This window comes from Amorphus suaedae, from assembly GCF_053629675.1.
In genome coordinates this window covers 756996-776119 of the sequence record NZ_JBRJIT010000002.1, presented here as the reverse complement: position 1 = coordinate 776119, position 19124 = coordinate 756996, and the positions used below count along the sequence as shown (strand labels likewise).

The window sequence follows — 19124 nt, the reverse complement described above, 5'->3', positions numbered from 1 at the left end:
TCGCCTACTGTCCTTTCGCCGGAAACAGGCCGGTCGGCCGGAAGAACAGGACCGCAGCCATCAGGATGTAGATCAGCATCGACGCGACCGCCGGTCCGGCGTCGGTCGCCGCCGCCGGCGGCATCACCAGCTTGGCGATGTCGGTCATGAAGCTGCGGCCGAGGGTGTCGACGAGGCCGACGATCAGCGCCGCGAAGAAGGCGCCGCGGATGGAGCCGATGCCGCCGATGACGATGACCACGAAGGCCAGGATGAGCAGGCTGTCGCCCATGCCCGGCTCGACCGACAGGATCGGCGCCGCCATGAAGCCGGCGAAGCCCGCCAGCATCACGCCGAAGCCGAACACCATCATGAACAGCTGGCGGATGTTGACGCCCAGCGCCGAGACCATCCGGGCGTTGGTGGCGCCGGCGCGCACCAGCATGCCGATGCGGGTGCGGGTGACCAGAAGCCAGAGCCCGATGGCGACCAGCAGGCCGGCGACGATGAGGGCGATCCGGTAGACCGGATAGAGCAGCCCGTCCATCAGCACGATGGCGCCGGAGAGCGATTCCGGCACGGCCACCGTCAGCGGCGACGGGCCGAACAGCACCCGCGCCAGCTCGTTGAGGAACAGGATGACGCCGAAGGTGGCGAGCACCTGGTCGAGGTGGTCCCGATCATAGAGCCGTCTGTAGATCACCACCTCGAGCAGCAGCCCGATCAGCAGGGCCGCTCCCATGGCCAGCACCAGCGCCAGGAAGAAGTTGCCCACCAGGCCGGTGAACACCACAGCCAGGTAGGCACCGACCATGTACTGGACGCCGTGGGCGAGGTTGACGAAGTCCATCACGCCGAACACGAGCGTGAGCCCCGCCGCGATCAGGAACAGCAACACGCCGAGCTGCAGACCGTTCAGCAGCTGAACGGCGAAAAGAGTCATCGACACGAAAGGCAGACCTCGCTGGTACGGAGTAAGCTGCGGGCATCCGGCGGACCGGCCGCATCCATCCAAGAACCGGGCCGTTTCGGGAAGGCCTCCGGATCCGGGACGGATCTAGGGACGGCTGGCGCCACCCCTCACATCCGGTGGCGCGCGACGCGCGGCGCTTGCCATCCAGGGACGGAGTGCGCGGCGCACGGGCCATGCGGCGTGGCGGCGCCCGGCGGGCGCCCGGTCAATCGTTTCATGTCGCTCAGTTCCCCTCGTCGCAGCCGGAAGCGTGCCTGTTTATTTTTTGTGCGCTGCCGCATCTGCTCAAACAATTTGCCACAGAGTGCGTGCGCCGGTCGACACGGAGAACATTTTAGGTTTGAAATATCTCCGTTGTGAAGCCCCATGCTGGCGCGCCATCGTGAGGAGCGGGGACCGGTCGAGGTTCCTCGAAACTGGCGCAGGCATTGCAAGCGGCACACGCAAACACGAGACGCAACCGGCCAGAGGAGACTTCCAGAATGTCCGTCTTTGCCACCCGACTGAAGGTTGGCGCCGTCGCGGCTACCCTGTGCCTGACCGCCGTGATCGGCCAGGCGCACGCTGAAACCGTGCTGCGCGTATCGAACTGGCTCCCGCCGGGACACCCGCTGGTCACCGACATCATCAAGCCGTGGGGCGAGAAGGTGAGCGAGGTCACCGACGGCCGCGTGACCGTCGAGGTGATGCAGGCGCCGATCGGCAAGCCGCCGGCCCAGTACGACCTCATCCGCAACGGCGCCGCCGACGTCGCCTACGGCGTGCACGGCTACACGCCGAATCGCTTCGGGCTGACGACCATCGTCGAGCTGCCGTTCCAGTCGAACACCGCCGAAGCGCTGTCGGTCGCCTACTGGCGCGTCTACGAGAAGTACCTGAAGGCCGCAAACGAGCACGAGGGCGTGCATCTCGTCACGCTGTTCACCCACGGCCCGGGCATGATCTTCACCACCAAGGACCCGGTCACCTCGGCTGCCCAGCTCGAGGGCTCCAAGTACCGCGTCGGCGGCGGCCTCGCCAACGTCGTGGCCGAGCGCCTCGGCATCGTGCCGGTCTCCGCGCCGTCGCCGCAGGTCTACGAGATCCTGTCCAACGGCGTCGCCGACGGCATCCTGTTCCCGGCGGAATCCGTGCCCTTCTTCAAGATCGACTCGGTCATCAAGAACGGCACCTCCGTCGACGGCGGCCTCTACGCCACGAGCTTCTTCATCATCATGAACCAGAAGACGTGGGACAGCCTGTCGGCCGAGGACCAGAAGGCCATCGACGGCGTCTCCGGCGAGGCGCTGGCGCGCATCGCGGGCCAGGCCTGGGACAACGCCGACACCGCCGGCACCAAGAAGATGGAATCGGAAGGCATCAAGATCATCAAGGCCGACGACGCCTTCATGAGCTCGCTGCACGAGAAGCTCGACGGGGTCGACTCCATCTTCCTCGACGCCGCCAAGGCGAAGAACGTCGACGGCGAAGCCGCCTTGAAGATGCTCAAGGAAGAAGTCGCCAAGGAAAGCAAGTGAACGCGAAGACCTCGCTTCATTCCCCTGCAGCGCGCCGCCCCTGGGCGGCGCGCTTGCCCGCCGCCTGCGCGGCCCTCCTCCACGTCATCGCGGGCGTCCTGCTGTTCACGATGATGATCCTCACCACCGTCGACGTCATCGGCCGCTACGTCTTCACCGCCCCGGTTCCCGGCGCCTTCGAGGCGACGGAAATCATGCTGATGCTCATCGTCTTCGTCGGCCTGCCGATCGTCACCGCGCGCGGCGAGCACGTGAGCGTGCTGCTGTTCTACGACCGCGCGCCGCCCTTCCTGACGCCGATCCTTCGCCTGTTCGCACGCATCCTGACCGCGATCTCCATGGGCTTCGCCACCTGGCTGCTCTACGGCAAGGCGGTGGAACTCTCCGCCTACGGTGACACCACCGTCCTCCTCAGAATTCCCCTTGCGCCGGTCGCCTTCGCTGCGGCCGCGCTGTCCGCCGCGGCAACCGTCGTGGCGGTGATCGCGGTGTTCGAACGCAGCAGCGAAGCGGAGACATAGTCCCGATGGATGCCTGGGTACCGGGGCTCGTCGCCCTTCTCGTCCTCCTGTTCGCGGGCGTGCCGATCGCGGTCGCCATGGGCCTCGTGGGCGCCGTCGGCCTGTCGCTGATCATCGGCGTCCAGGGCGGCATGGCGATCGTCGGGCAGTCGCTCTACGACACCAGCCTCTCCTACTCGCTGTCGGTGGTGCCGCTGTTCATCCTGATGGGCAACTTCGTCACCCGCGCCGGGCTGTCGGACGAGCTCTACGCGGCCTGTCATGCCTGGCTGGGCGCCAGACCCGGCGGCCTCGCCATGGCGACCGCGGTCGCCTGCGGCGGCTTTTCCGCCGTCTGCGGCTCGTCGCTCGCCACCGCCGCCACCATGGGCAAGGTCGCGCTGCCCCAGATGCGCAAGTACAACTACGACGACAGCCTCGCCTCGGGCGTCATCGCCGCCGGCGGCACCCTTGGCATCCTGATCCCGCCGAGCGTCATCCTGGTGATCTACGGCGTCACCACCCAGCAGGACATCGGCAAGCTGTTCATCGCCGGCATCGTGCCGGGCGTGATCGGCATCCTCAGCTACATGGCCGCGGTGCGGGTGGTCTGCGCCATCCATCCAGAGAAGGGCCCGCCCGGCCCGAAGGTCGACATGGCGGAGAAGCTGCGCGCGACGCGCGGCGTGCTCGGCATCCTCGGCCTGTTCGTGCTGGTGATCGGCGGCATCTACGTCGGCATCTTCACCGCCACCGAGGCGGCCGGCGTCGGCGCCTTCGGCGCCTTCCTGATCGCCCTCTTCCGGCGCACGCTGACGCTGCGCGTCATGCGCGACATCCTGGCGGAGACCGCGTCTACCACCACCATGATGTTCGCGCTGCTGATCGGCGCGATCGTGTTCGCCAACTACGTGAACATCGCCGGCCTGCCGGACGACCTCACCTCGTTCGCCGCCCGCCAGGACGTCGCGCCCTTCGTGGTCCTGATCGGCGTGCTGGTCGTCTACCTGCTGCTCGGCATGGTGCTGGAGAGCCTGTCGATGGTCCTCCTCACGGTGCCGATCTTCGCGCCGATGATGGATGCGCTCGGCTACGACCTGATCTGGTTCGGCATCGTCGTGGTGATCATGACGGAGATCTCGCTGATCACGCCGCCGGTCGGGCTCAACGTGTTCGTCCTCAAGACGGTGCTGCCCGACGTGCCCATCGGCACGATCTTCAAGGGCGTGATGCCGTTCATCCTCGCCGATGTCGTGCGGATGATCCTGCTGCTGGCCTTCCCGATCATCGCCCTCGGGCTCCCGAGGCTGATGGGCTAGGACGCGGCCGGAGGCGGTGCGACGGGGGTGACCCGGCGGAGCGTCAGGTTGATGCGGCCGCCGTCGGGCATCAGCGTCGACGAGCCGCCGATGATCCGGTCGATGCCGTGAAAGGCCAGCCGGTCGTCGCCGCCGAACACGACGACGTCGCCGGAGGCGAGGCGCACCGAGCGGGTCGGGCCCTTGCGCGTCGTGCCGCCGATGCGGAAGACGGCGGTGTCGCCCAGCGACACCGACACCACCGGCGCGTCGAACGTCTGCTCGTCGCGGTCCTGGTGCAGGCCCATCCGCGCCTTGGCGTCGTAGAGGTTGACGAGGCAGGCCTCCGGCGGCGCGTCGACGCCGGCGACGGCCTCCCACAGGTCCAGCAGCGCCTGCGGGATCGGCGGCCACGGCCGGCCGGTCGCCGGATGCAGCGGCTGGTAGCGGTAGCCGTCGACGTCGGACACCCAGCCCAGCGGTCCGCAGTTGGTCATGCGCACCGAAAACGCCTTGCCGGTGCGCGGCATGCGCGGCACGTACCACGGCGCGGCGCGCACGACGGTCTCGATCTCGCCGAGCAGCGCGCGCTGGGCGGCGGCGTCGAAGCGTTCGGGAAGAAGGTCTATTGCCATCGCCCTTCCCTACACCGATCCTGCCGCCTGCGAACAGGGGCAGGATGTCGGGTGGAACCAGGCGTCGCGATCCCGTTTGTCCGCGCACATTGTCTGCGAACAAGGGGCCGTTCATACCTCTTGTTCTACCGCCGGCGGCTTGCGGGCTATTTGAGCCCTTCTTATATAGCTCGCAGCGTCCTGGCCCATCGGCGCCAGGATGAATCCGTATGCGTTCGTAACGTTAGGGGGCCGGCCGGCTTCACGTCGGCTTCGTCGGACGCCGTCCCCGGGTCCGAACGGTCTGCCAGAAGGAGAGATTGAGAGAATGAGCAAGGTCATCGGCATCGACCTCGGCACCACCAACTCGTGTGTCGCGGTGATGGAAGGCAAGCAGGCGAAGGTCATCGAGAACGCCGAGGGCGTGCGGACGACCCCGTCGATGGTCGCATTCACCGACGAGGGCGAACGCCTTGTCGGCCAGCCGGCGAAGCGCCAGGCAGTGACCAACCCCGAGCGCACCCTCTTCGCCGTAAAGCGCCTCATCGGACGGCGCTTCGACGATCCGATGGTGTCGAAGGACAAGGGCCTCGTCCCCTACAAGATCGTGCGCGCCGACAACGGCGATGCCTGGGTCGAGGTGGACGGCAAGGAATATTCCCCGTCGCAGATCTCCGCCTTCATCCTGCAGAAGATGAAGGAGACGGCCGAGTCGTATCTCGGCGCCGAGGTCACGCAGGCGGTCATCACGGTTCCCGCCTACTTCAACGATTCCCAGCGTCAGGCCACCAAGGACGCCGGCAAGATCGCCGGCCTGGAAGTGCTGCGCATCATCAACGAGCCGACCGCGGCGGCGCTCTCCTACGGCCTCGACAAGACCGAGGGCAAGACGATCGCCGTGTACGACCTCGGCGGCGGCACCTTCGACGTGTCGGTGCTGGAGATCGGCGACGGCGTCTTCGAGGTGAAGGCCACCAACGGTGACACCTTCCTCGGCGGCGAAGACTTCGACATGCGCCTGGTCGACTACTTCGCGGCCGAGTTCCAGAAGGAACAGGGCATCGACCTGCGCAAGGACAAGCTGGCCCTGCAGCGCCTGAAAGAGGCCGCCGAGAAGGCCAAGATCGAGCTGTCGTCCGCCCAGCAGACCGAGATCAACCTGCCGTTCATCACCGCCGACGCCTCCGGGCCGAAGCACATGACGATGAAGCTGTCGCGCTCCAAGTTCGAGAGCCTGGTCGACGATCTCGTGCAGCGCACGATCGAGCCCTGCCGCGCCGCCCTCAAGGACGCCGAGATGCAGGCCGGCCAGATCGACGAGGTGGTTCTCGTCGGCGGCATGACCCGCATGCCGAAGATCCAGGAAGTCGTGAAGCAGTTCTTCGGCAAGGAGCCCCACAAGGGCGTGAACCCGGACGAGGTCGTCGCCATCGGCGCCGCGATCCAGGCCGGCGTGCTGCAGGGCGACGTGAAGGACGTGCTGCTGCTCGACGTGACCCCGCTGTCGCTGGGCATCGAGACGCTGGGTGGCGTGTTCACTCGCCTGATCGACCGCAACACGACGATCCCGACCAAGAAGTCGCAGACCTTCTCGACCGCCGAGGACGGACAGACCGCGGTGACCATCCGCGTCTTCCAGGGCGAGCGCGAAATGGCCGCCGACAACAAGATGCTCGGCCAGTTCGACCTCGTCGGCATTCCTCCGGCGCCGCGCGGCGTGCCGCAGGTCGAGGTCGCCTTCGACATCGACGCCAACGGCATCGTCAACGTCTCGGCGAAGGACAAGGGCACCGGCAAGGAACAGCAGATCCGCATCCAGGCCTCCGGTGGTCTCTCCGACGACGAGATCCAGAACATGGTCAAGGACGCGGAAAGCCACGCCGAGGACGACAAGAAGCGTCGCGCCCTCGTGGAAGCCCGCAACCAGGGCGAAGCCCTCGTCCACTCGACGGAGAAGATGCTGTCGGAGAACGGCGACAAGCTCGCCGACGCCGACAAGTCGACCGTCGAGGCGGCCATCGAGGATCTGAAGACCGCGCTTGCCGGTGACGACCTGTCGGCGATCGAGGCGAAGAGCCAGTCGCTCGCCCAGGCCTCCATGAAGCTCGGCGAGAGCCTCTACAAGGAGCAGGCGGAAGCCCCGGCCGACGACGCCGAGACCGGCCAGGCGCAGGACGACGTGGTCGACGCCGACTTCGAAGAGGTCAAGGACGACGATCAGAAGCGGAGCGCGTAACGGCGCCCGCCCGAGGCAACCAGATGCGGCGCACCATGTGCGCCGCATCTTTCGTATGAACCGTGTTTCAAACGAGCCTGCCCCTGGTTTTCGCCCTGACCCGAAGGCGGTCGTGAGGCGACGCACATGCCGGACGATCCGCCATCGCGCGGGAGATCGCCGGCAAGGCGCCGACCAGGGACGCTCGGATTATTGCAAGCAGAGCGCCGCATCCGATGTCCAAGCGCGACTACTACGAGGTTCTTGGCGTCCACGCCCAGGTGACCGATACCGAGTTGAAGGGCGCCTATCGCAAGCTCGCGATGCAGTTTCATCCCGACCGCAATCCGGGAAATGCCGAAGCTGAGGCCAAGTTCAAGGAAGTCAGCGAGGCCTACGAGGTCCTGAAGGACCAGCAGCGGCGCGCCGCCTACGACCGCTTCGGCCACGCCGCCTTCGAGAACGGCATGGGTGGTGGCGGCGGACCGGCCGGTTTCGGCGGCGACTTCGCCTCCGCCATGTCCGACATCTTCGACGAGTTCTTCGGGATGGGCCAGCGCCGGCCGAGCGGCGGCGGGCGCGAGCGCGGCGCCGACCTGCGCTACAACCTGGAAATCTCGCTGGAGGAATCGTTCACCGGCAAGACCGTCGAGATCGAGGTTCCCACCTCGGTGAGCTGCGTGACCTGCGCCGGCTCCGGCGCCAAGCCCGGCACCTCCCCCACCACCTGCCAGACCTGCAAGGGCGCCGGCCGCGTCCGGGCGACCCAGGGCTTCTTCACCCTGGAGCGCGCCTGCCCGACCTGCCAGGGCCGCGGCTCGATCATCACCGACCCCTGCGAGGTCTGCTCCGGCGAGGGCCGCATCTCCCAGGACCGCAACCTGTCGGTCAACATTCCGGCCGGCATCGAGGACGGCACCCGCATCCGGCTCGCCGGCGAGGGCGAGGCCGGCGTGATGGGCGGTCCCTCGGGCGACCTCTACATCTTCCTGTCGATCAAGCCGCACGCCTTCTTCCAGCGCGAGGGCGCCGACATCTTCTGCCGGGTGCCGATCTCGCTGACCAAGGCGGCGCTGGGCGGCGACTTCGAGGTGCCGACGGTGTCGGGCGAGAAGACGCGGGTGAAGGTGCCGGAAGGCACCCAGACCGGCCGCCAGTTCCGCCTGAAGTCGAAGGGCATGCCGGTCATCCGCAGTTCCCAGTACGGCGACATGTACATTCAGGTTGTCGTCGAGACGCCACGCAATCTGACGAAAAGGCAGCGGGAGCTCCTGGAGGCCTTTGAAGAAGAAGCATCTCAGGATAATCATCCTGAATCGCATGGTTTCTTTTCCCGGGTGAAGGATTTCCTCGAAGGCCTGGGAAGCTAGGGTCTGGCCGCGAGGCTCAGACGCGTCTGCCGCAAAATCGCCTCGGATCAGGCGTCTGTCCGGCCCCGCCGACTGTAACGTGAAGGCTTCTCATGCTCGCCATTGCCCGAACCCACGCCCGCAGGTTCTCCGACCGCTTCGTCGATGAAGTCCGCTTCCTGCGCGCCTGGGTCGAGCGACCTTTGACCACCGGCGCGGTGGCGCCGTCGGGCGCCGCCCTGTCGCGGCTGATGGCGAGCTTCGTCGACGCGGACTGCCCGGGCCCGATCGTCGAGCTCGGACCCGGCACCGGCGTCGTCACCGACGCGCTGGTCAAGCGCGGCATCGACGAGTCGCGGCTGGTGCTCATCGAGTACAGCGCCGACTTCTGCAAGCTGCTGGAGGAGCGCTTTCCGCGCGCCACCGTGATCCAGGGCGACGCTTACGCCATGGCCGAGGCCATCGGCCAGCCGATCGCCGGTTCGCTGGCTGGCGTCGTCTCGAGCCTGCCGCTGTTCACCCGGCCGCTCGAAATGCGCCAGAAGCTGATCGAGGACGCGCTGGAGCTGATGAGCCCCGGCGCGCCGTTCATCCAGTTCTCCTACGCGCTGGTGCCGCCGGTTCCCGAGGTGCACGGCCGCTACGGCGTCACCCGCACCTCCTGGGTCGTGCGCAACGTGCCGCCGGCCCGCGTCTGGCTATACCGCCGCGTCGTCGACGCCAACGGCGCCGCCTCCACGCTCGCCGCCTGAGCCCCGCGGTCGAGCGGAATTGCAATCGGCGTCCGGAAACTTACATCTCCCTCGACCCACCGACCCTCCGCGGCCCGTCAGGCGCCGCGTGTTCGTTCAATCGAGGTGCTTATGACGTCCTCCCCCGATCCCATTGGCTGGCATGGCACGACCATTCTCGGCGTGCGCAAGGGCGATGCGGTGGTGATTGCCGGCGACGGCCAGGTCTCGTTCGGCCAGACCGTGATGAAGAACAACGCCCGCAAGGTCCGCCCCCTCGGCGACGGCGCCGTGATCGCCGGCTTCGCGGGTGCCACCGCCGATGCCTTCACCCTGCTGGAACGCCTCGAGCAGAAGCTCGAGCAGTATCGCGGCCAGCTGATGCGCGCCTGCGTCGAGCTCGCCAAGGACTGGCGCACCGACCGCTACCTGCGCCGCCTCGAAGCGATGATGATCGTCGCCGACCGCGACACCACCCTGGTGCTCACCGGCAACGGTGACGTGCTGGAGCCCGAGCACGGCGTCGTCGGCATCGGGTCCGGCGGCCTCTACGCGCTCGCCGCGGCCCGCGCCCTGATGGACACCGACATGGACGCCGAGGAGATCGCCCGCCGCGCCATGGGCATCGCCGGCGACATCTGCGTCTACACCAACGGCCATCTCACCGTGGAGCGGCTCACCAAGGGCGCCTGATCGCGACGGCCGCACGGCCGGACCGCAACGCCCCCGCGCCCTTCCCCGACTTTTCGAAAGTCCGCCATGACCGAATTTTCCTCTTCCGACGTCAAGGAACCGTCCGAGCCCGACCGGCAGTGGGGCTCCGAACGCCGCGAGTTCACGCCCCTCACCAACTTCTCGCCGCGCGAGATCGTGTCGGAGCTGGACCGCTTCATCATCGGCCAGCACGCGGCCAAGCGCGCGGTCTCCATCGCGCTGCGCAACCGCTGGCGCCGGCAGCAGCTCGACGACGACATCCGCGACGAGGTGATGCCGAAGAACATCCTGATGATCGGCCCCACGGGCGTCGGCAAGACGGAAATCGCCCGCCGGCTCGCCAAGCTCGCCAACGCGCCGTTCATCAAGGTCGAGGCCACCAAGTTCACCGAGGTCGGCTACGTCGGCCGTGACGTGGAATCGATCATCCGCGACCTCGTGGAGATCGGCATCACCCAGGTGCGCGAGCGGCGCCGCAAGGACGTGCGGGCGACCGCGCATCTGGCGGCGGAGGAGCGCGTGCTCGATTCGCTCGTCGGCAAGAACGCCAGCCCCGCCACCCGCGACAGCTTCCGCAAGCGGCTCCGGGCCGGCGAGCTCGACGACAAGGAGATCGAGATCGAGGTGGTGCAGGCCCCGTCGATGCCGAACTTCGACGTGCCGGGCATGCAGGGCAACATCGGCGTGATGAACCTCTCCGACGTGCTCGGCAAGGCGTTCGGCAACGTCAAGAAGACCCGCAAGACGACGGTCAAGGAATCCTACGAGGTCCTCATCAACGAGGAGTCCGACCGGCTGATCGACGACGAAAGCCTGGTCCAGGAGGCGATCTCCCAGGTCCAGAACAACGGCATCGTCTTCCTCGACGAGATCGACAAGATCACCGCCCGCGGCGGCCGCTCCGGCGACGTCTCCCGCGAAGGCGTGCAGCGCGACCTGCTGCCGCTGGTGGAAGGCACCACGGTGCAGACCAAGCACGGGCCGGTGAAGTCCGACCACGTGCTGTTCGTCGCCTCCGGCGCGTTCCACGTGTCGAGCCCGTCGGATCTGCTGCCCGAGCTGCAGGGCCGCCTGCCGATCCGCGTCGAGCTGAAGCCGCTCACCAAGGAAGACTTCCGCGCCATCCTGACGGAGACCGAGGCGAGCCTGATCCGCCAGTCGATCGCGCTGATGAAGACCGAGGACGTGAACCTGGTGTTCACCGACGACGCCATCGACGCGATCGCCGCAATCGCGGTGGACATCAACGCGACGGTGGAGAACATCGGCGCCCGCCGCCTGCAGACCGTGATCGAGCGGGTGCTGGACGACATCTCGTTCACCGCCTCCGACCGGGCCGGCGACACGGTGACCATCGACGCGGACTACGTGAACACCAACCTCGGCGAACTGGCCAAGAACACCGACCTCAGCCGGTTCATCCTCTAGAACGCCTCACGGCGCGGCGGACGCCTTCCCGGCGTCCGCCGCCCGCGACCAGCCAATTCCCGGCGCCCGGCCCACCGTCTCGGCCGGCGACCGCGGCGGGCGAATCGCGGCGCCCCCTCCCGGCGCGCTCAGGCCTGCCGGATCAGCCGATCCCCCTTCCCTCCCCTCCCTTCCGTTTCCCACAGTGTCGATGGCGCATAACTGGGCATCTGCCCAAGCTGCACATCTTGCGCACACGCAATCGTTTGCATAGGCTTCCCTCCGTCATCGCATGGAGGGGATACATGAAGACATTCTGCGCCTCAGTCGCACTGGCCGCCGGTCTCGCCTTCGCGGGCCAGGCGTCCGCCACGGAAACCGTTCGGCTCACCATGTCGTCCAGTCATCCGACCGCCGTCGCGTGGGTCGGCGCGTTGAAGACGCACGTCGTCGACAACGCCAACGCGCGCCTCGAGCAGATGGGCTCGGACTACCGGATCGAGTGGACGGAGGCGTTCGGGGGGGCGCTTTACGACTTCAACGACACGCTCGAGGCCGTCCAGGACGGGCTCACCGACATGGGCTGGGTGGGGTCGTTGTGGGAGCCGGCAAAGATGCCGCTCCAGAACATCATGTTCGCCACGCCGTTCGTCACCAGCGACACGGTGCTTTCCGTGAACGTGATGAACGAGCTCAACGACACCATCCCGGAGATGAAGGAGGAGTGGGACCGCTACAACCTCGTCTTCCTCGGCGCCACGGTGTCGGACACCTATCACCTGTTCACCAAGTTCCCGATCGAGAGCCTCTCGGACCTCGAGGGCAAGCGCATCGTCGGCGCCTCGTCGCTCGGGCCGTGGCTGGAGGGCACCGGCGCGGTGCCGGTGGCCGGCGGACTGCCGACCTTCTACCAGCAGATCCAGACCGGCGTCGCCGACGGCGCGATCATCATCCCGACCGGCGCCTTCTCGCTGAAGCTGCATGAGGTGGCCCCGCACATCACCCTCGTCGACATGGGGGTCACCACCATCGGCGGCCTCGCCGTCAACAAGGACACCTGGGAGAGCCTGCCCGAGGACGTGAAGACCGTGCTCGCCGAGCTCGGCCGCGAGTACAGCACCGTCCACGCCGAACAGGTGGCGGCACGCTACGAGGGGTCGATGAAGAAGATGGCGGAACAGGGCGCGATCATCGTCGAACTGCCGGCGGAGGACCGCAAGCAGTGGGTGGACAGCCTCGGCGACCTGTCCAAGACCTGGGTCGCCACCGTCGAGGAGAAGGGCCTGCCGGGCACCGAGATCCTGACCACCTACATGGACGCCATGCGCGCCGGCGGCGCCACGCCGCTGCGCGACTGGGACAAGGAACTCTAGAGCGGAGCGGTTCCGACACCCGCGCCGGTCGGGCCATCGGCCTGACCGGAAACGGCCCCGGAGCACTTGCCTCCGGGGCCGCTTTCGCCCCCGACCCCGCGTTCGCGCGCGGTCGCCCGAGCCCGAAAGGGAAACGGCCGCCGCCGGGCCACCGGCCCGCGCGCCCCGCCTTCCCTCCGCCCATCGACCGGACGGCAAACGGAGCCCAGCCACGTGTCCAGTACCCAAGAGGCCCCGGTCCCCGGCGCTTCGAGCCCGGCCGGCGAGCCGCTGCCCGACACCCTTGCCGGGCGCCTGCTCGGCCGGTGCCAGCGCCTGGTCGGCGCCGCGGCCATGGTCTTCGCCACGGTAAGCTCGCTGTGGATCTTCGCCATGATGATCCTGGTGTGCGCCGACGTCCTGTCGCGCAGCTTCGCCAACCGCCCGATCATGGGCGTCGCCGAGATCGTCGCCTATTCGGTGCCGAGCTGCGTCTTCCTGGCGATCTCGCTGTCGATCCGCACCGGCCGGTTCCTGCGCGCCGACTTCATCTTCGAGAAGATCGAGCAGCGCTATCCGCGCGCCGGCGCGCTGTTCGACACGCTGTTCAACTTCGCCGGCACCTGGGTCTTCTACAAGGTCGCCGAAGGGCTCTGGCCGCGGGTCGTGCGCTCGTGGGTCAACGACGACTTCTTCGGCTCCGTCGGCACCTTCACGGCGCCCACCTGGCCGTTTTTCGGCACCATCTTCCTCGGCGCGTGCCTGGCGACGCTGCAGTTCGCGGTGCTGACGCTGGTCGCCGCCGCCAGCGCGGCCGGCCGGAGGCGCACGCCCGAGCCGGTCACGGGCACGCTGCTGGTGCTCGGCTTTATGGTCATCGTCGGCGGCGGCGCGGCGTTCGCCATCACCGGCGACCTGCCGCCCATCCAGCTCGGCTTCGTGGCGCTCGCCGGCATGCTGTTCCTGGTGCTGACCGGGCTGCACATCGCCACCGCCCTCATCCTGCTCTCCTTCCTCGGCATCTGGCTGGTGCGCCACAACCTGCTGGTCGCCGACCGCTCGCTGGCGCTCGCCTCCACCGGCTCGATCAACTCCTACGGGTTCGGGGTGATCCCCCTGTTCATCCTGATGGGGCTGTTCGTCGACATCGCCAACGTCGGCCGCGACGCCTTCGCGGTGGCGGCCGGGCTGCTGCGCCGGATCCGCGGCGGGCTGGGGGTCGCCACCGTGTTCGCCAACGCCATCTTCGCCGCCATCACCGGCTCGTCGATCGCCTCGGCCGCCGTGTTCACCCGGGTGGCCACGCCCCAGATGATCGCCCACGGCTACACCCGCCGCTTCTCCGTCGGCGTCGTCGCCGGTTCGTCGGTGCTGGGCATGCTGATCCCGCCCAGCCTGCTGCTGATCGTCTACGGCCTGATCGCCGAGGTGTCGGTCGGCAAGCTGTTCACCGCGGCGATCCTGCCCGGCCTGCTGCTCGCCGGCACCTTCAGCCTCACCATCCTGGCGATGGCCTGGCTGATGCCCGGACAGGTCGGGCGCACGCGGCCGGCCGACGACCTGGAAGGCGTGTCGCTGCGCGACTTCACGCTGAAGCTGCTGCCGATCCTGTCGCTGATCGTGGTGGTCGTCGGCGGCATCTACGCCGGCTATTTCACGCCGACGGAATCGGGCGCGGTGGGGGCTGCCGGCGGCTTCCTGATCGCGCTGGCGCGGCGCGAACTCAGTTGGCGGAAGCTGCGCCAGGTGCTGCTGGAGGCCGCCGAGATCTCCGCCGCCATTCTGTTCCTGATCATCGCGGCGAACCTCTACAGCCGCATGCTGACGCTCACCACCATCCCCCAGAGCGTCGCCGGGTGGATCGTCGCCGCCGACCTCAGCCTGACGGCCTTCCTGGCGATCTACCTGCTGATCCTGATCGTGCTGGGCATGTTCCTGGACTCCGTGTCCATCATGCTGGTGGTGCTGCCGCTGATGCTGCCGGTCGTCGTCGCGCTCGACGGAGATCTGGTCTGGTTCGGCGTGGTCACGACGATCGCGGTGGAGATCGGGCTGCTGACACCGCCCTTCGGGCTCGCGGCCTACGTGGTGCGCGGGACGCTGCCACCGGGCACCGCCTCGCTGACGGAGATCTTCGCCGGCTGCATCCCGTTCGTCGTCGCCATGATCCTGGTGACCATCGTGCTGATGGCGTTCCCGGCGATCAGCCTCGCGCTGCTCTGAGCGGGCCGGCCGGGTCGAGAGGCGGGGCCGCGCCGTTCCCGGGGAACCGCGCGGCCCGGATCGCGCGCTACTTCTTCGGGAACACCGCGATGGCGTCGATCTCGATGCGGGCGCCCGGCGTCGACAGCTGGTTGACGCAGACGGTGGTGCTCGCCGGCGACCAGTCGCCCAGGAACTCCGCCATCGTCTTGCTCATCACCTCGATCTCGCGCATGTCGGTCAGGTACTTGGTGAACTTGACCACGTCGGTCCACGTCAGCCCCTGATGCTCGAGCAGCATCTGGATCGTCGACATGGCGAGCCGGGTCTGCTCGCGGATGTCGTTGGGGTGGTCGTGCTCGCTCCAGTCGTGCGGATGCTTGTGATAGAGCGGCGACGGCGTCGCCCCGGAGATGAACAGGAGATCGCCCGGCGATTCCACGCGGATCGCCGGCGCGTACGGCATGTCGGCGACGCGGTCCGGCTCGGTGTGGATCTCTCCGATCGAGGGATTGGTGGGCGAACGGCGATACGCCGGGGCTCTCTCTGACATCGATGGCAACTCCGTTGAAAATCCGCGCGCGACGCCGCGCAACGCCGCCAGCATCCCATCTCGGCGCCGCGCCTGCAATCGATTGCGGTGCAAATAAAACGGGCGCGGCTGCCCGTCTTCTGGTCCGGCGGCGCGGCCGCCGGATCCCTCAGCGGTCGGCCGTGGCGGGCGCGTCCGGCACGCGGCGGTCGGCGGTATCGGTCCGCCCGACCGGTGTCTCGGCGGAGAACGGGAGGCGCTGGGCGCCGCCGAGATAAAGGCTCGCCCCCTGGGCGGCCAGCCAGCAGGTCATCGCCCACGCCGCCCCGAGGCACCAGCCGGACAGCACGTCGGTGGGCCAGTGGACGCCGAGATAGACGCGGCTGAGGCCGATGACCAGCACCAGCGTGACCGACACCAGCACCGTGTAGACCTTGAGCACCCGGCTCGGCTGGACGCGCGCCAGAAGCGCGCCGATGGTCAGGTAGGTCACGGCGGAGATCATCGCGTGGCCGCTCGGCATGCTGGCGGTGTGGACGTCGACCAGGTGCGCCACCAGGTCCGGGCGCGGCCGGGCGAAGGCGTTCTTCAGCACCGTGTTGAGGATCGTGCCGCCGATCAGCGAGACCAGCACCAGGATCACCGAGGGCCAGCGCCGCAGGATGACGAGATAACCGACGACGATCATCCCGATCAGGGTGATCACCGTGAAGCCGCCGAGCGCGGTGATGTCGCGCATCGCCATTTCGAGCGCCGGCGGCCCGATCGGGTCGGCGGTGTCGAGGGGCGAGCGCAGCGCCAGCATGATCGTCTGGTCGAACTCGTGGACGTCGCCCTCCAGCACCTCGTCGACGATCGCCGCGAAGCCCCACAGGCCGGCGGCCGCCACGAACAGCGCCCCGAGCAGGACGAACTCGGTCCAGCCCACGCGGGCGCGCACCATGGTCACGGCGTCGGCATAGAGCGCGCGCAGGCGGGTTCGGGTCGCAGACGTCTCGGGCATGGGTCCTCGTCAGATCGGCCGGGCATCCGGCGGGGGGCGTCTGATGCCTTGATACAGGCCCGGGCGGGCGGAGGAAACGAGGAACCCGCCGTCCCCTCCATCCGGCCCTCGCCCCGGCGCCCGGTCGGGCGCCCGGATCCGGCGTCCGGATTGATCCGGACCGACCGGTAGACTAACCAAGACGGACGTTTCCCCCGCCCCGTGCGGGCCCCCGCCGTCCGGCCGCCCCGCGGCCCCGGCGGATCACATCCGAAGGACCCGTTGCACGTCATGACCGTCCGCCTCCACGACCGCGATCTTCCCGAGCCGATGGGCGACATCCGCAGCGTCGCGATCGACACCGAGACGATGGGCCTGAACCCGTTCCGCGACCGCCTGTGCGTCGTCCAGCTCTCCACCGGCGACGGCAACGCCGAGCTGGTGAAGATCGCCCAGGGACAGGACAGCGCGCCCAACCTCACCGCGCTGCTCGCCGACCCGTCGGTGGTGAAGCTGTTCCACTTCGCCCGCTTCGACCTCGGCATCCTCTACAAGACCTTCGGGGTGATGCCGGAGCCGGTGTACTGCACCAAGATCGCCTCGCGGCTGGTGCGCACCTATACCGACCGCCACGGCCTGAAGGACCTTGCGCGCGAGCTCGCGGAGGTCGACATCTCCAAGCAGCAGCAGAGTTCGGACTGGGGCGCGGCGACGCTGTCTGAGGCGCAGATGGCCTATGCCGCCTCCGACGTGCTCTACCTGCACCGGCTGCGCGAGCGCCTCGACACCATGCTCGCCCGCGAGGGCCGCACTGAGATCGCGCAGAAGTGCTTCGATTTCCTGCCGACCCGGGTCCGCCTCGACCTTGCCGGGTTTGCCGACGACGATATCTTCGCCCACTCCTGACGGCCCGCGCCGCCGGGAGCGACCGTCCGTCCCGTCCTGCCGCCACGGGGACCACAACGCCGAAAGAGACGATGAGCCTCAGCCACACCGGAACGGGAGCCGTCGGGGAGCCGAGCACCGCCGCGCACCAGCGGCGGGCACGGTCGTCGGCGCGCCGTCACACGCGGCTCGTGAAGACGCTGCGCGTGCTGCTGCCGCTGAGCGGGGTGGCCATCGTCATCGTGCTGTTCGGGTCGGCACTCCTGAAGTCGCTGGTGCCGCTCAACTCCATCGGCAACATCGACGTCACCAGCGAGGGGCTGGTCATGAACGACCCCAACCTCGCCGGCCGGCTGAACGACGGCCGCGCCTACAAGGTGAGCGCCGCCAAGGCGGTGCAGAGCTTCTCCGACACCTCGCGGATCTCCCTCACCGACCTGCTGGCGACGCTCAACCTCGGCGACGACCAGACCGTCGAGGTGAACAGCAGGAGCGGCGTCTTCGACACCGACGAGGAGTGGATGACCCTCTCCGACGGCATCGTGCTGACCACCACCGACGGCTACCGGGCGGATCTCTCCACCGCGCGCATCGACTTCAAGAACAGCTCGATGGTCAGCGACGACGCGGTTAAGATCGTCTCGAAGACCTTCGATCTCACCGCCGACGCCGTGAAGATCCTGGACGAGGGCAAGGTCGTCCGCTTCGTCGGCAACGTGCACACGACGATCCACGGGAAACCAGAAAGCCAGTGATGACCTTTCCCCGCATGACCTTTCTGCTCTCCGCCCTGCTCTTCGCGGCCGCCACGGCAACGGCCGGCGCGCAGACCTTCGAGACCGGCTTTTCCGGCCTCGGCGGCGAGTCCGACGACCCGATCAACATCGAGTCCGACCAGCTGGAGGTCCGCGACCAGGAAGGCATCGCCATCTTCGACGGCAACGTGATCGTCATCCAGGGAGCCTCGAAGCTGCGCGCCGCCAAGCTGATCGTCCACTACGACGGCGGCGGGCAGGCCGGCCAGAAGGCCGAGGGCGCCGCCAAGCCGGCGCCGGCGGACCAGCCGAAGAGCTCGGGCCTGGGCGGCGGCGGCCAGCAGATCTCGAGCCTGGAGGCCATCGGCGGCGTGGTCGTCACCAGCGACGACCAGACGGCGACCGGCGACACCGGCAACGTCGACATGAAGACCAACATCATGGAGCTGGTCGGCAACGTCACCCTGACCCAGGGGCCCAACGTGGTGAACGGCGACAAGCTGATCGTGAACCTGGACACCGGCAACGCCAAGGTGCTGTCCAATTCCCGCGTCCGCGTCCTGCTGGTGCCCAACAGCACCAAGGAGCAGTAGGCCGTCCGGGCCGGCGCGGCCCGGTCAGTCGATGGGAATGCGCGGCGCGCGCTTGGCTTCCCGGATGGTGAGCGCCGTGCGCACCGTGTCGACGTTTTCCACAGCCACCAGATGATCGAGCACGAAAACGTGAAAGGCGGACAGGGTCGGCGCCACGCACTCCAGGATGAAGTCGATGTCGCCGGACATCAGCCAGGCGGTGCGGACGATGTCCCAGCCGGCGATCTGCGCCTCGAAGGCGCGCAGGTCGGCCTCTCCCTGGTGGTGCAGGCTGACCATCGCGAAGGCGGAGACGTCGAACCCCAGCGTGTGCTCGTCGAGCACTGCCCGGTAGGCGCGGATGACGCCGGCCTCCTCCAGCGCCCTGACCCGGCGCAGGCAGGGCGGCGCGGTGATGCCGACCCGGCGGGCCAGTTCCACGTTGGTCATGCGGCCGTCGTCCTGAAGCTCCCTCAGGATTTTCCAGTCGACCGCGTCGAGCCGCACGTTCATCCCGTTTCGCCTTCGATTCCGTTGTGTGTCCCAC

At 68.1% G+C, this 19124-nt stretch carries 18 protein-coding genes; 13 read left to right on the top strand and 5 right to left on the bottom strand.

The window, feature by feature from the left end; all coding sequences use genetic code 11:
* Window positions 1-4: 4 nt before the first annotated feature.
* The gene (locus tag AB7M35_RS17315; protein WP_453962560.1) at window positions 5-922 is read right to left on the bottom strand and encodes a branched-chain amino acid ABC transporter permease; all 918 of its coding nucleotides are present in this window, start codon (window positions 920-922) and stop codon (window positions 5-7) included.
* 512 nt (window positions 923-1434) lie between these two features.
* Here AB7M35_RS17315 and AB7M35_RS17310 point away from each other — a divergent pair.
* Genes AB7M35_RS17310 through AB7M35_RS17300 form a run of 3 tightly spaced genes read left to right on the top strand, consistent with a single transcriptional unit; the run spans window position 1435 to window position 4288 of the window.
* A complete protein-coding gene (locus AB7M35_RS17310; RefSeq protein ID WP_453961612.1) occupies window positions 1435-2469 on the top strand; it encodes a TRAP transporter substrate-binding protein in 1035 nt (344 codons plus the stop codon).
* Window positions 2466-2990 carry a TRAP transporter small permease gene (locus tag AB7M35_RS17305; RefSeq protein ID WP_453961611.1) on the top strand — a complete coding sequence of 175 codons (525 nt, stop codon included), beginning with the start codon at window positions 2466-2468 and terminating at the stop codon, window positions 2988-2990. The genes AB7M35_RS17310 and AB7M35_RS17305 overlap by 4 nt, the downstream gene beginning before the upstream one ends.
* Before the next feature lie 5 nt (window positions 2991-2995).
* Window positions 2996-4288: a TRAP transporter large permease gene (locus AB7M35_RS17300; RefSeq protein WP_453961610.1), complete on the top strand. Its 1293-nt coding sequence runs from the start codon at window positions 2996-2998 to the stop codon at window positions 4286-4288.
* Here the strand turns inward: AB7M35_RS17300 and AB7M35_RS17295 are convergent.
* The gene (locus AB7M35_RS17295) at window positions 4285-4902 is read right to left on the bottom strand and encodes an alpha-ketoglutarate-dependent dioxygenase AlkB family protein (RefSeq protein ID WP_453961608.1); all 618 of its coding nucleotides are present in this window, start codon (window positions 4900-4902) and stop codon (window positions 4285-4287) included. The two genes, AB7M35_RS17300 and AB7M35_RS17295, sit on opposite strands and share 4 nt — an antisense overlap.
* 307 nt (window positions 4903-5209) lie before the next feature.
* Here AB7M35_RS17295 and dnaK point away from each other — a divergent pair, with 307 nt between their 5' ends.
* The 7 genes from dnaK (at window position 5210) to AB7M35_RS17260 (ending at window position 14872) form a co-directional block, all read left to right on the top strand.
* The gene (gene dnaK / locus AB7M35_RS17290; RefSeq protein WP_453961607.1) at window positions 5210-7117 is read left to right on the top strand and encodes a molecular chaperone DnaK; all 1908 of its coding nucleotides are present in this window, start codon (window positions 5210-5212) and stop codon (window positions 7115-7117) included.
* Window positions 7118-7332: 215 nt separating this feature from the next.
* A complete protein-coding gene (dnaJ, locus tag AB7M35_RS17285) occupies window positions 7333-8466 on the top strand; it encodes a molecular chaperone DnaJ (RefSeq protein ID WP_453961606.1) in 1134 nt (377 codons plus the stop codon).
* Window positions 8467-8558: 92 nt separating this feature from the next.
* The gene (locus AB7M35_RS17280) at window positions 8559-9197 is read left to right on the top strand and encodes a class I SAM-dependent methyltransferase (protein ID WP_453961605.1); all 639 of its coding nucleotides are present in this window, start codon (window positions 8559-8561) and stop codon (window positions 9195-9197) included.
* A 111-nt stretch (window positions 9198-9308) separates the two neighbouring features.
* A complete protein-coding gene (hslV, locus tag AB7M35_RS17275) occupies window positions 9309-9869 on the top strand; it encodes an ATP-dependent protease subunit HslV (RefSeq protein WP_453961604.1) in 561 nt (186 codons plus the stop codon).
* A gap of 66 nt (window positions 9870-9935) precedes the next feature.
* Window positions 9936-11318 carry an ATP-dependent protease ATPase subunit HslU gene (hslU, locus tag AB7M35_RS17270; RefSeq protein WP_453961603.1) on the top strand — a complete coding sequence of 461 codons (1383 nt, stop codon included), beginning with the start codon at window positions 9936-9938 and terminating at the stop codon, window positions 11316-11318.
* A gap of 284 nt (window positions 11319-11602) precedes the next feature.
* Window positions 11603-12670 (top strand): C4-dicarboxylate TRAP transporter substrate-binding protein, encoded by a 1068-nt coding sequence (locus AB7M35_RS17265; RefSeq protein ID WP_453961602.1) that lies wholly within the window; start codon window positions 11603-11605, stop codon window positions 12668-12670.
* A 213-nt stretch (window positions 12671-12883) separates the two neighbouring features.
* Window positions 12884-14872 (top strand): TRAP transporter large permease subunit, encoded by a 1989-nt coding sequence (locus AB7M35_RS17260; RefSeq protein WP_453961601.1) that lies wholly within the window; start codon window positions 12884-12886, stop codon window positions 14870-14872.
* Window positions 14873-14939: 67 nt separating this feature from the next.
* Here the strand turns inward: AB7M35_RS17260 and AB7M35_RS17255 are convergent, their stop codons facing one another.
* Window positions 14940-15404, bottom strand: coding sequence for a RidA family protein (locus tag AB7M35_RS17255; RefSeq protein WP_453961600.1), 465 nt, complete (start codon window positions 15402-15404; stop codon window positions 14940-14942).
* Between the two features lie 148 nt (window positions 15405-15552).
* Window positions 15553-16386, bottom strand: a complete 834-nt coding sequence (locus AB7M35_RS17250; RefSeq protein ID WP_453961599.1) for a phosphatase PAP2 family protein — start codon at window positions 16384-16386, stop codon at window positions 15553-15555.
* A 270-nt stretch (window positions 16387-16656) separates the two neighbouring features.
* Here AB7M35_RS17250 and AB7M35_RS17245 point away from each other — a divergent pair, with 270 nt between their 5' ends.
* From AB7M35_RS17245 to AB7M35_RS17235, 3 genes are all read left to right on the top strand, one after another.
* Entirely contained in the window at window positions 16657-17271 is a 615-nt protein-coding gene (locus tag AB7M35_RS17245) for a ribonuclease D (RefSeq protein ID WP_453961598.1), read from the top strand.
* A 71-nt stretch (window positions 17272-17342) separates the two neighbouring features.
* Window positions 17343-18005, top strand: a complete 663-nt coding sequence (gene lptC / locus AB7M35_RS17240) for an LPS export ABC transporter periplasmic protein LptC (protein ID WP_453961597.1) — start codon at window positions 17343-17345, stop codon at window positions 18003-18005.
* A complete protein-coding gene (locus tag AB7M35_RS17235) occupies window positions 18005-18598 on the top strand; it encodes an LptA/OstA family protein (protein ID WP_453961596.1) in 594 nt (197 codons plus the stop codon). The genes lptC and AB7M35_RS17235 overlap by 1 nt, the downstream gene beginning before the upstream one ends.
* 24 nt (window positions 18599-18622) lie before the next feature.
* Here AB7M35_RS17235 and AB7M35_RS17230 read toward each other — a convergent pair whose 3' ends face one another.
* The gene (locus AB7M35_RS17230) at window positions 18623-19090 is read right to left on the bottom strand and encodes an Lrp/AsnC family transcriptional regulator (RefSeq protein ID WP_453961595.1); all 468 of its coding nucleotides are present in this window, start codon (window positions 19088-19090) and stop codon (window positions 18623-18625) included.
* Window positions 19091-19124 lie beyond the last annotated feature (34 nt).

Excerpts from the sequence above, each read along its gene's own strand:
- dnaJ (WP_453961606.1), top strand. The coding sequence starts at position 7,333 with ATGTCCAAGCGCGACTACTACGAGGTTCTTGGCGTCCACGCCCAGGTG.
- AB7M35_RS17295 (WP_453961608.1), bottom strand. The coding sequence starts at position 4,902 with ATGGCAATAGACCTTCTTCCCGAACGCTTCGACGCCGCCGCCCAGCGC.
- AB7M35_RS17230 (WP_453961595.1), bottom strand. The coding sequence starts at position 19,090 with ATGAACGTGCGGCTCGACGCGGTCGACTGGAAAATCCTGAGGGAGCTT.
- AB7M35_RS17235 (WP_453961596.1), top strand. The coding sequence starts at position 18,005 with ATGACCTTTCCCCGCATGACCTTTCTGCTCTCCGCCCTGCTCTTCGCG.
- hslU (WP_453961603.1), top strand. The coding sequence starts at position 9,936 with ATGACCGAATTTTCCTCTTCCGACGTCAAGGAACCGTCCGAGCCCGAC.
- AB7M35_RS17300 (WP_453961610.1), top strand. The coding sequence starts at position 2,996 with ATGGATGCCTGGGTACCGGGGCTCGTCGCCCTTCTCGTCCTCCTGTTC.
- AB7M35_RS17280 (WP_453961605.1), top strand. The coding sequence starts at position 8,559 with ATGCTCGCCATTGCCCGAACCCACGCCCGCAGGTTCTCCGACCGCTTC.
- lptC (WP_453961597.1), top strand. The coding sequence starts at position 17,343 with ATGAGCCTCAGCCACACCGGAACGGGAGCCGTCGGGGAGCCGAGCACC.
- hslV (WP_453961604.1), top strand. The coding sequence starts at position 9,309 with ATGACGTCCTCCCCCGATCCCATTGGCTGGCATGGCACGACCATTCTC.
- AB7M35_RS17310 (WP_453961612.1), top strand. The coding sequence starts at position 1,435 with ATGTCCGTCTTTGCCACCCGACTGAAGGTTGGCGCCGTCGCGGCTACC.
- AB7M35_RS17245 (WP_453961598.1), top strand. The coding sequence starts at position 16,657 with ATGACCGTCCGCCTCCACGACCGCGATCTTCCCGAGCCGATGGGCGAC.
- AB7M35_RS17315 (WP_453962560.1), bottom strand. The coding sequence starts at position 922 with ATGACTCTTTTCGCCGTTCAGCTGCTGAACGGTCTGCAGCTCGGCGTG.
- dnaK (WP_453961607.1), top strand. The coding sequence starts at position 5,210 with ATGAGCAAGGTCATCGGCATCGACCTCGGCACCACCAACTCGTGTGTC.
- AB7M35_RS17250 (WP_453961599.1), bottom strand. The coding sequence starts at position 16,386 with ATGCCCGAGACGTCTGCGACCCGAACCCGCCTGCGCGCGCTCTATGCC.
- AB7M35_RS17255 (WP_453961600.1), bottom strand. The coding sequence starts at position 15,404 with ATGTCAGAGAGAGCCCCGGCGTATCGCCGTTCGCCCACCAATCCCTCG.
- AB7M35_RS17265 (WP_453961602.1), top strand. The coding sequence starts at position 11,603 with ATGAAGACATTCTGCGCCTCAGTCGCACTGGCCGCCGGTCTCGCCTTC.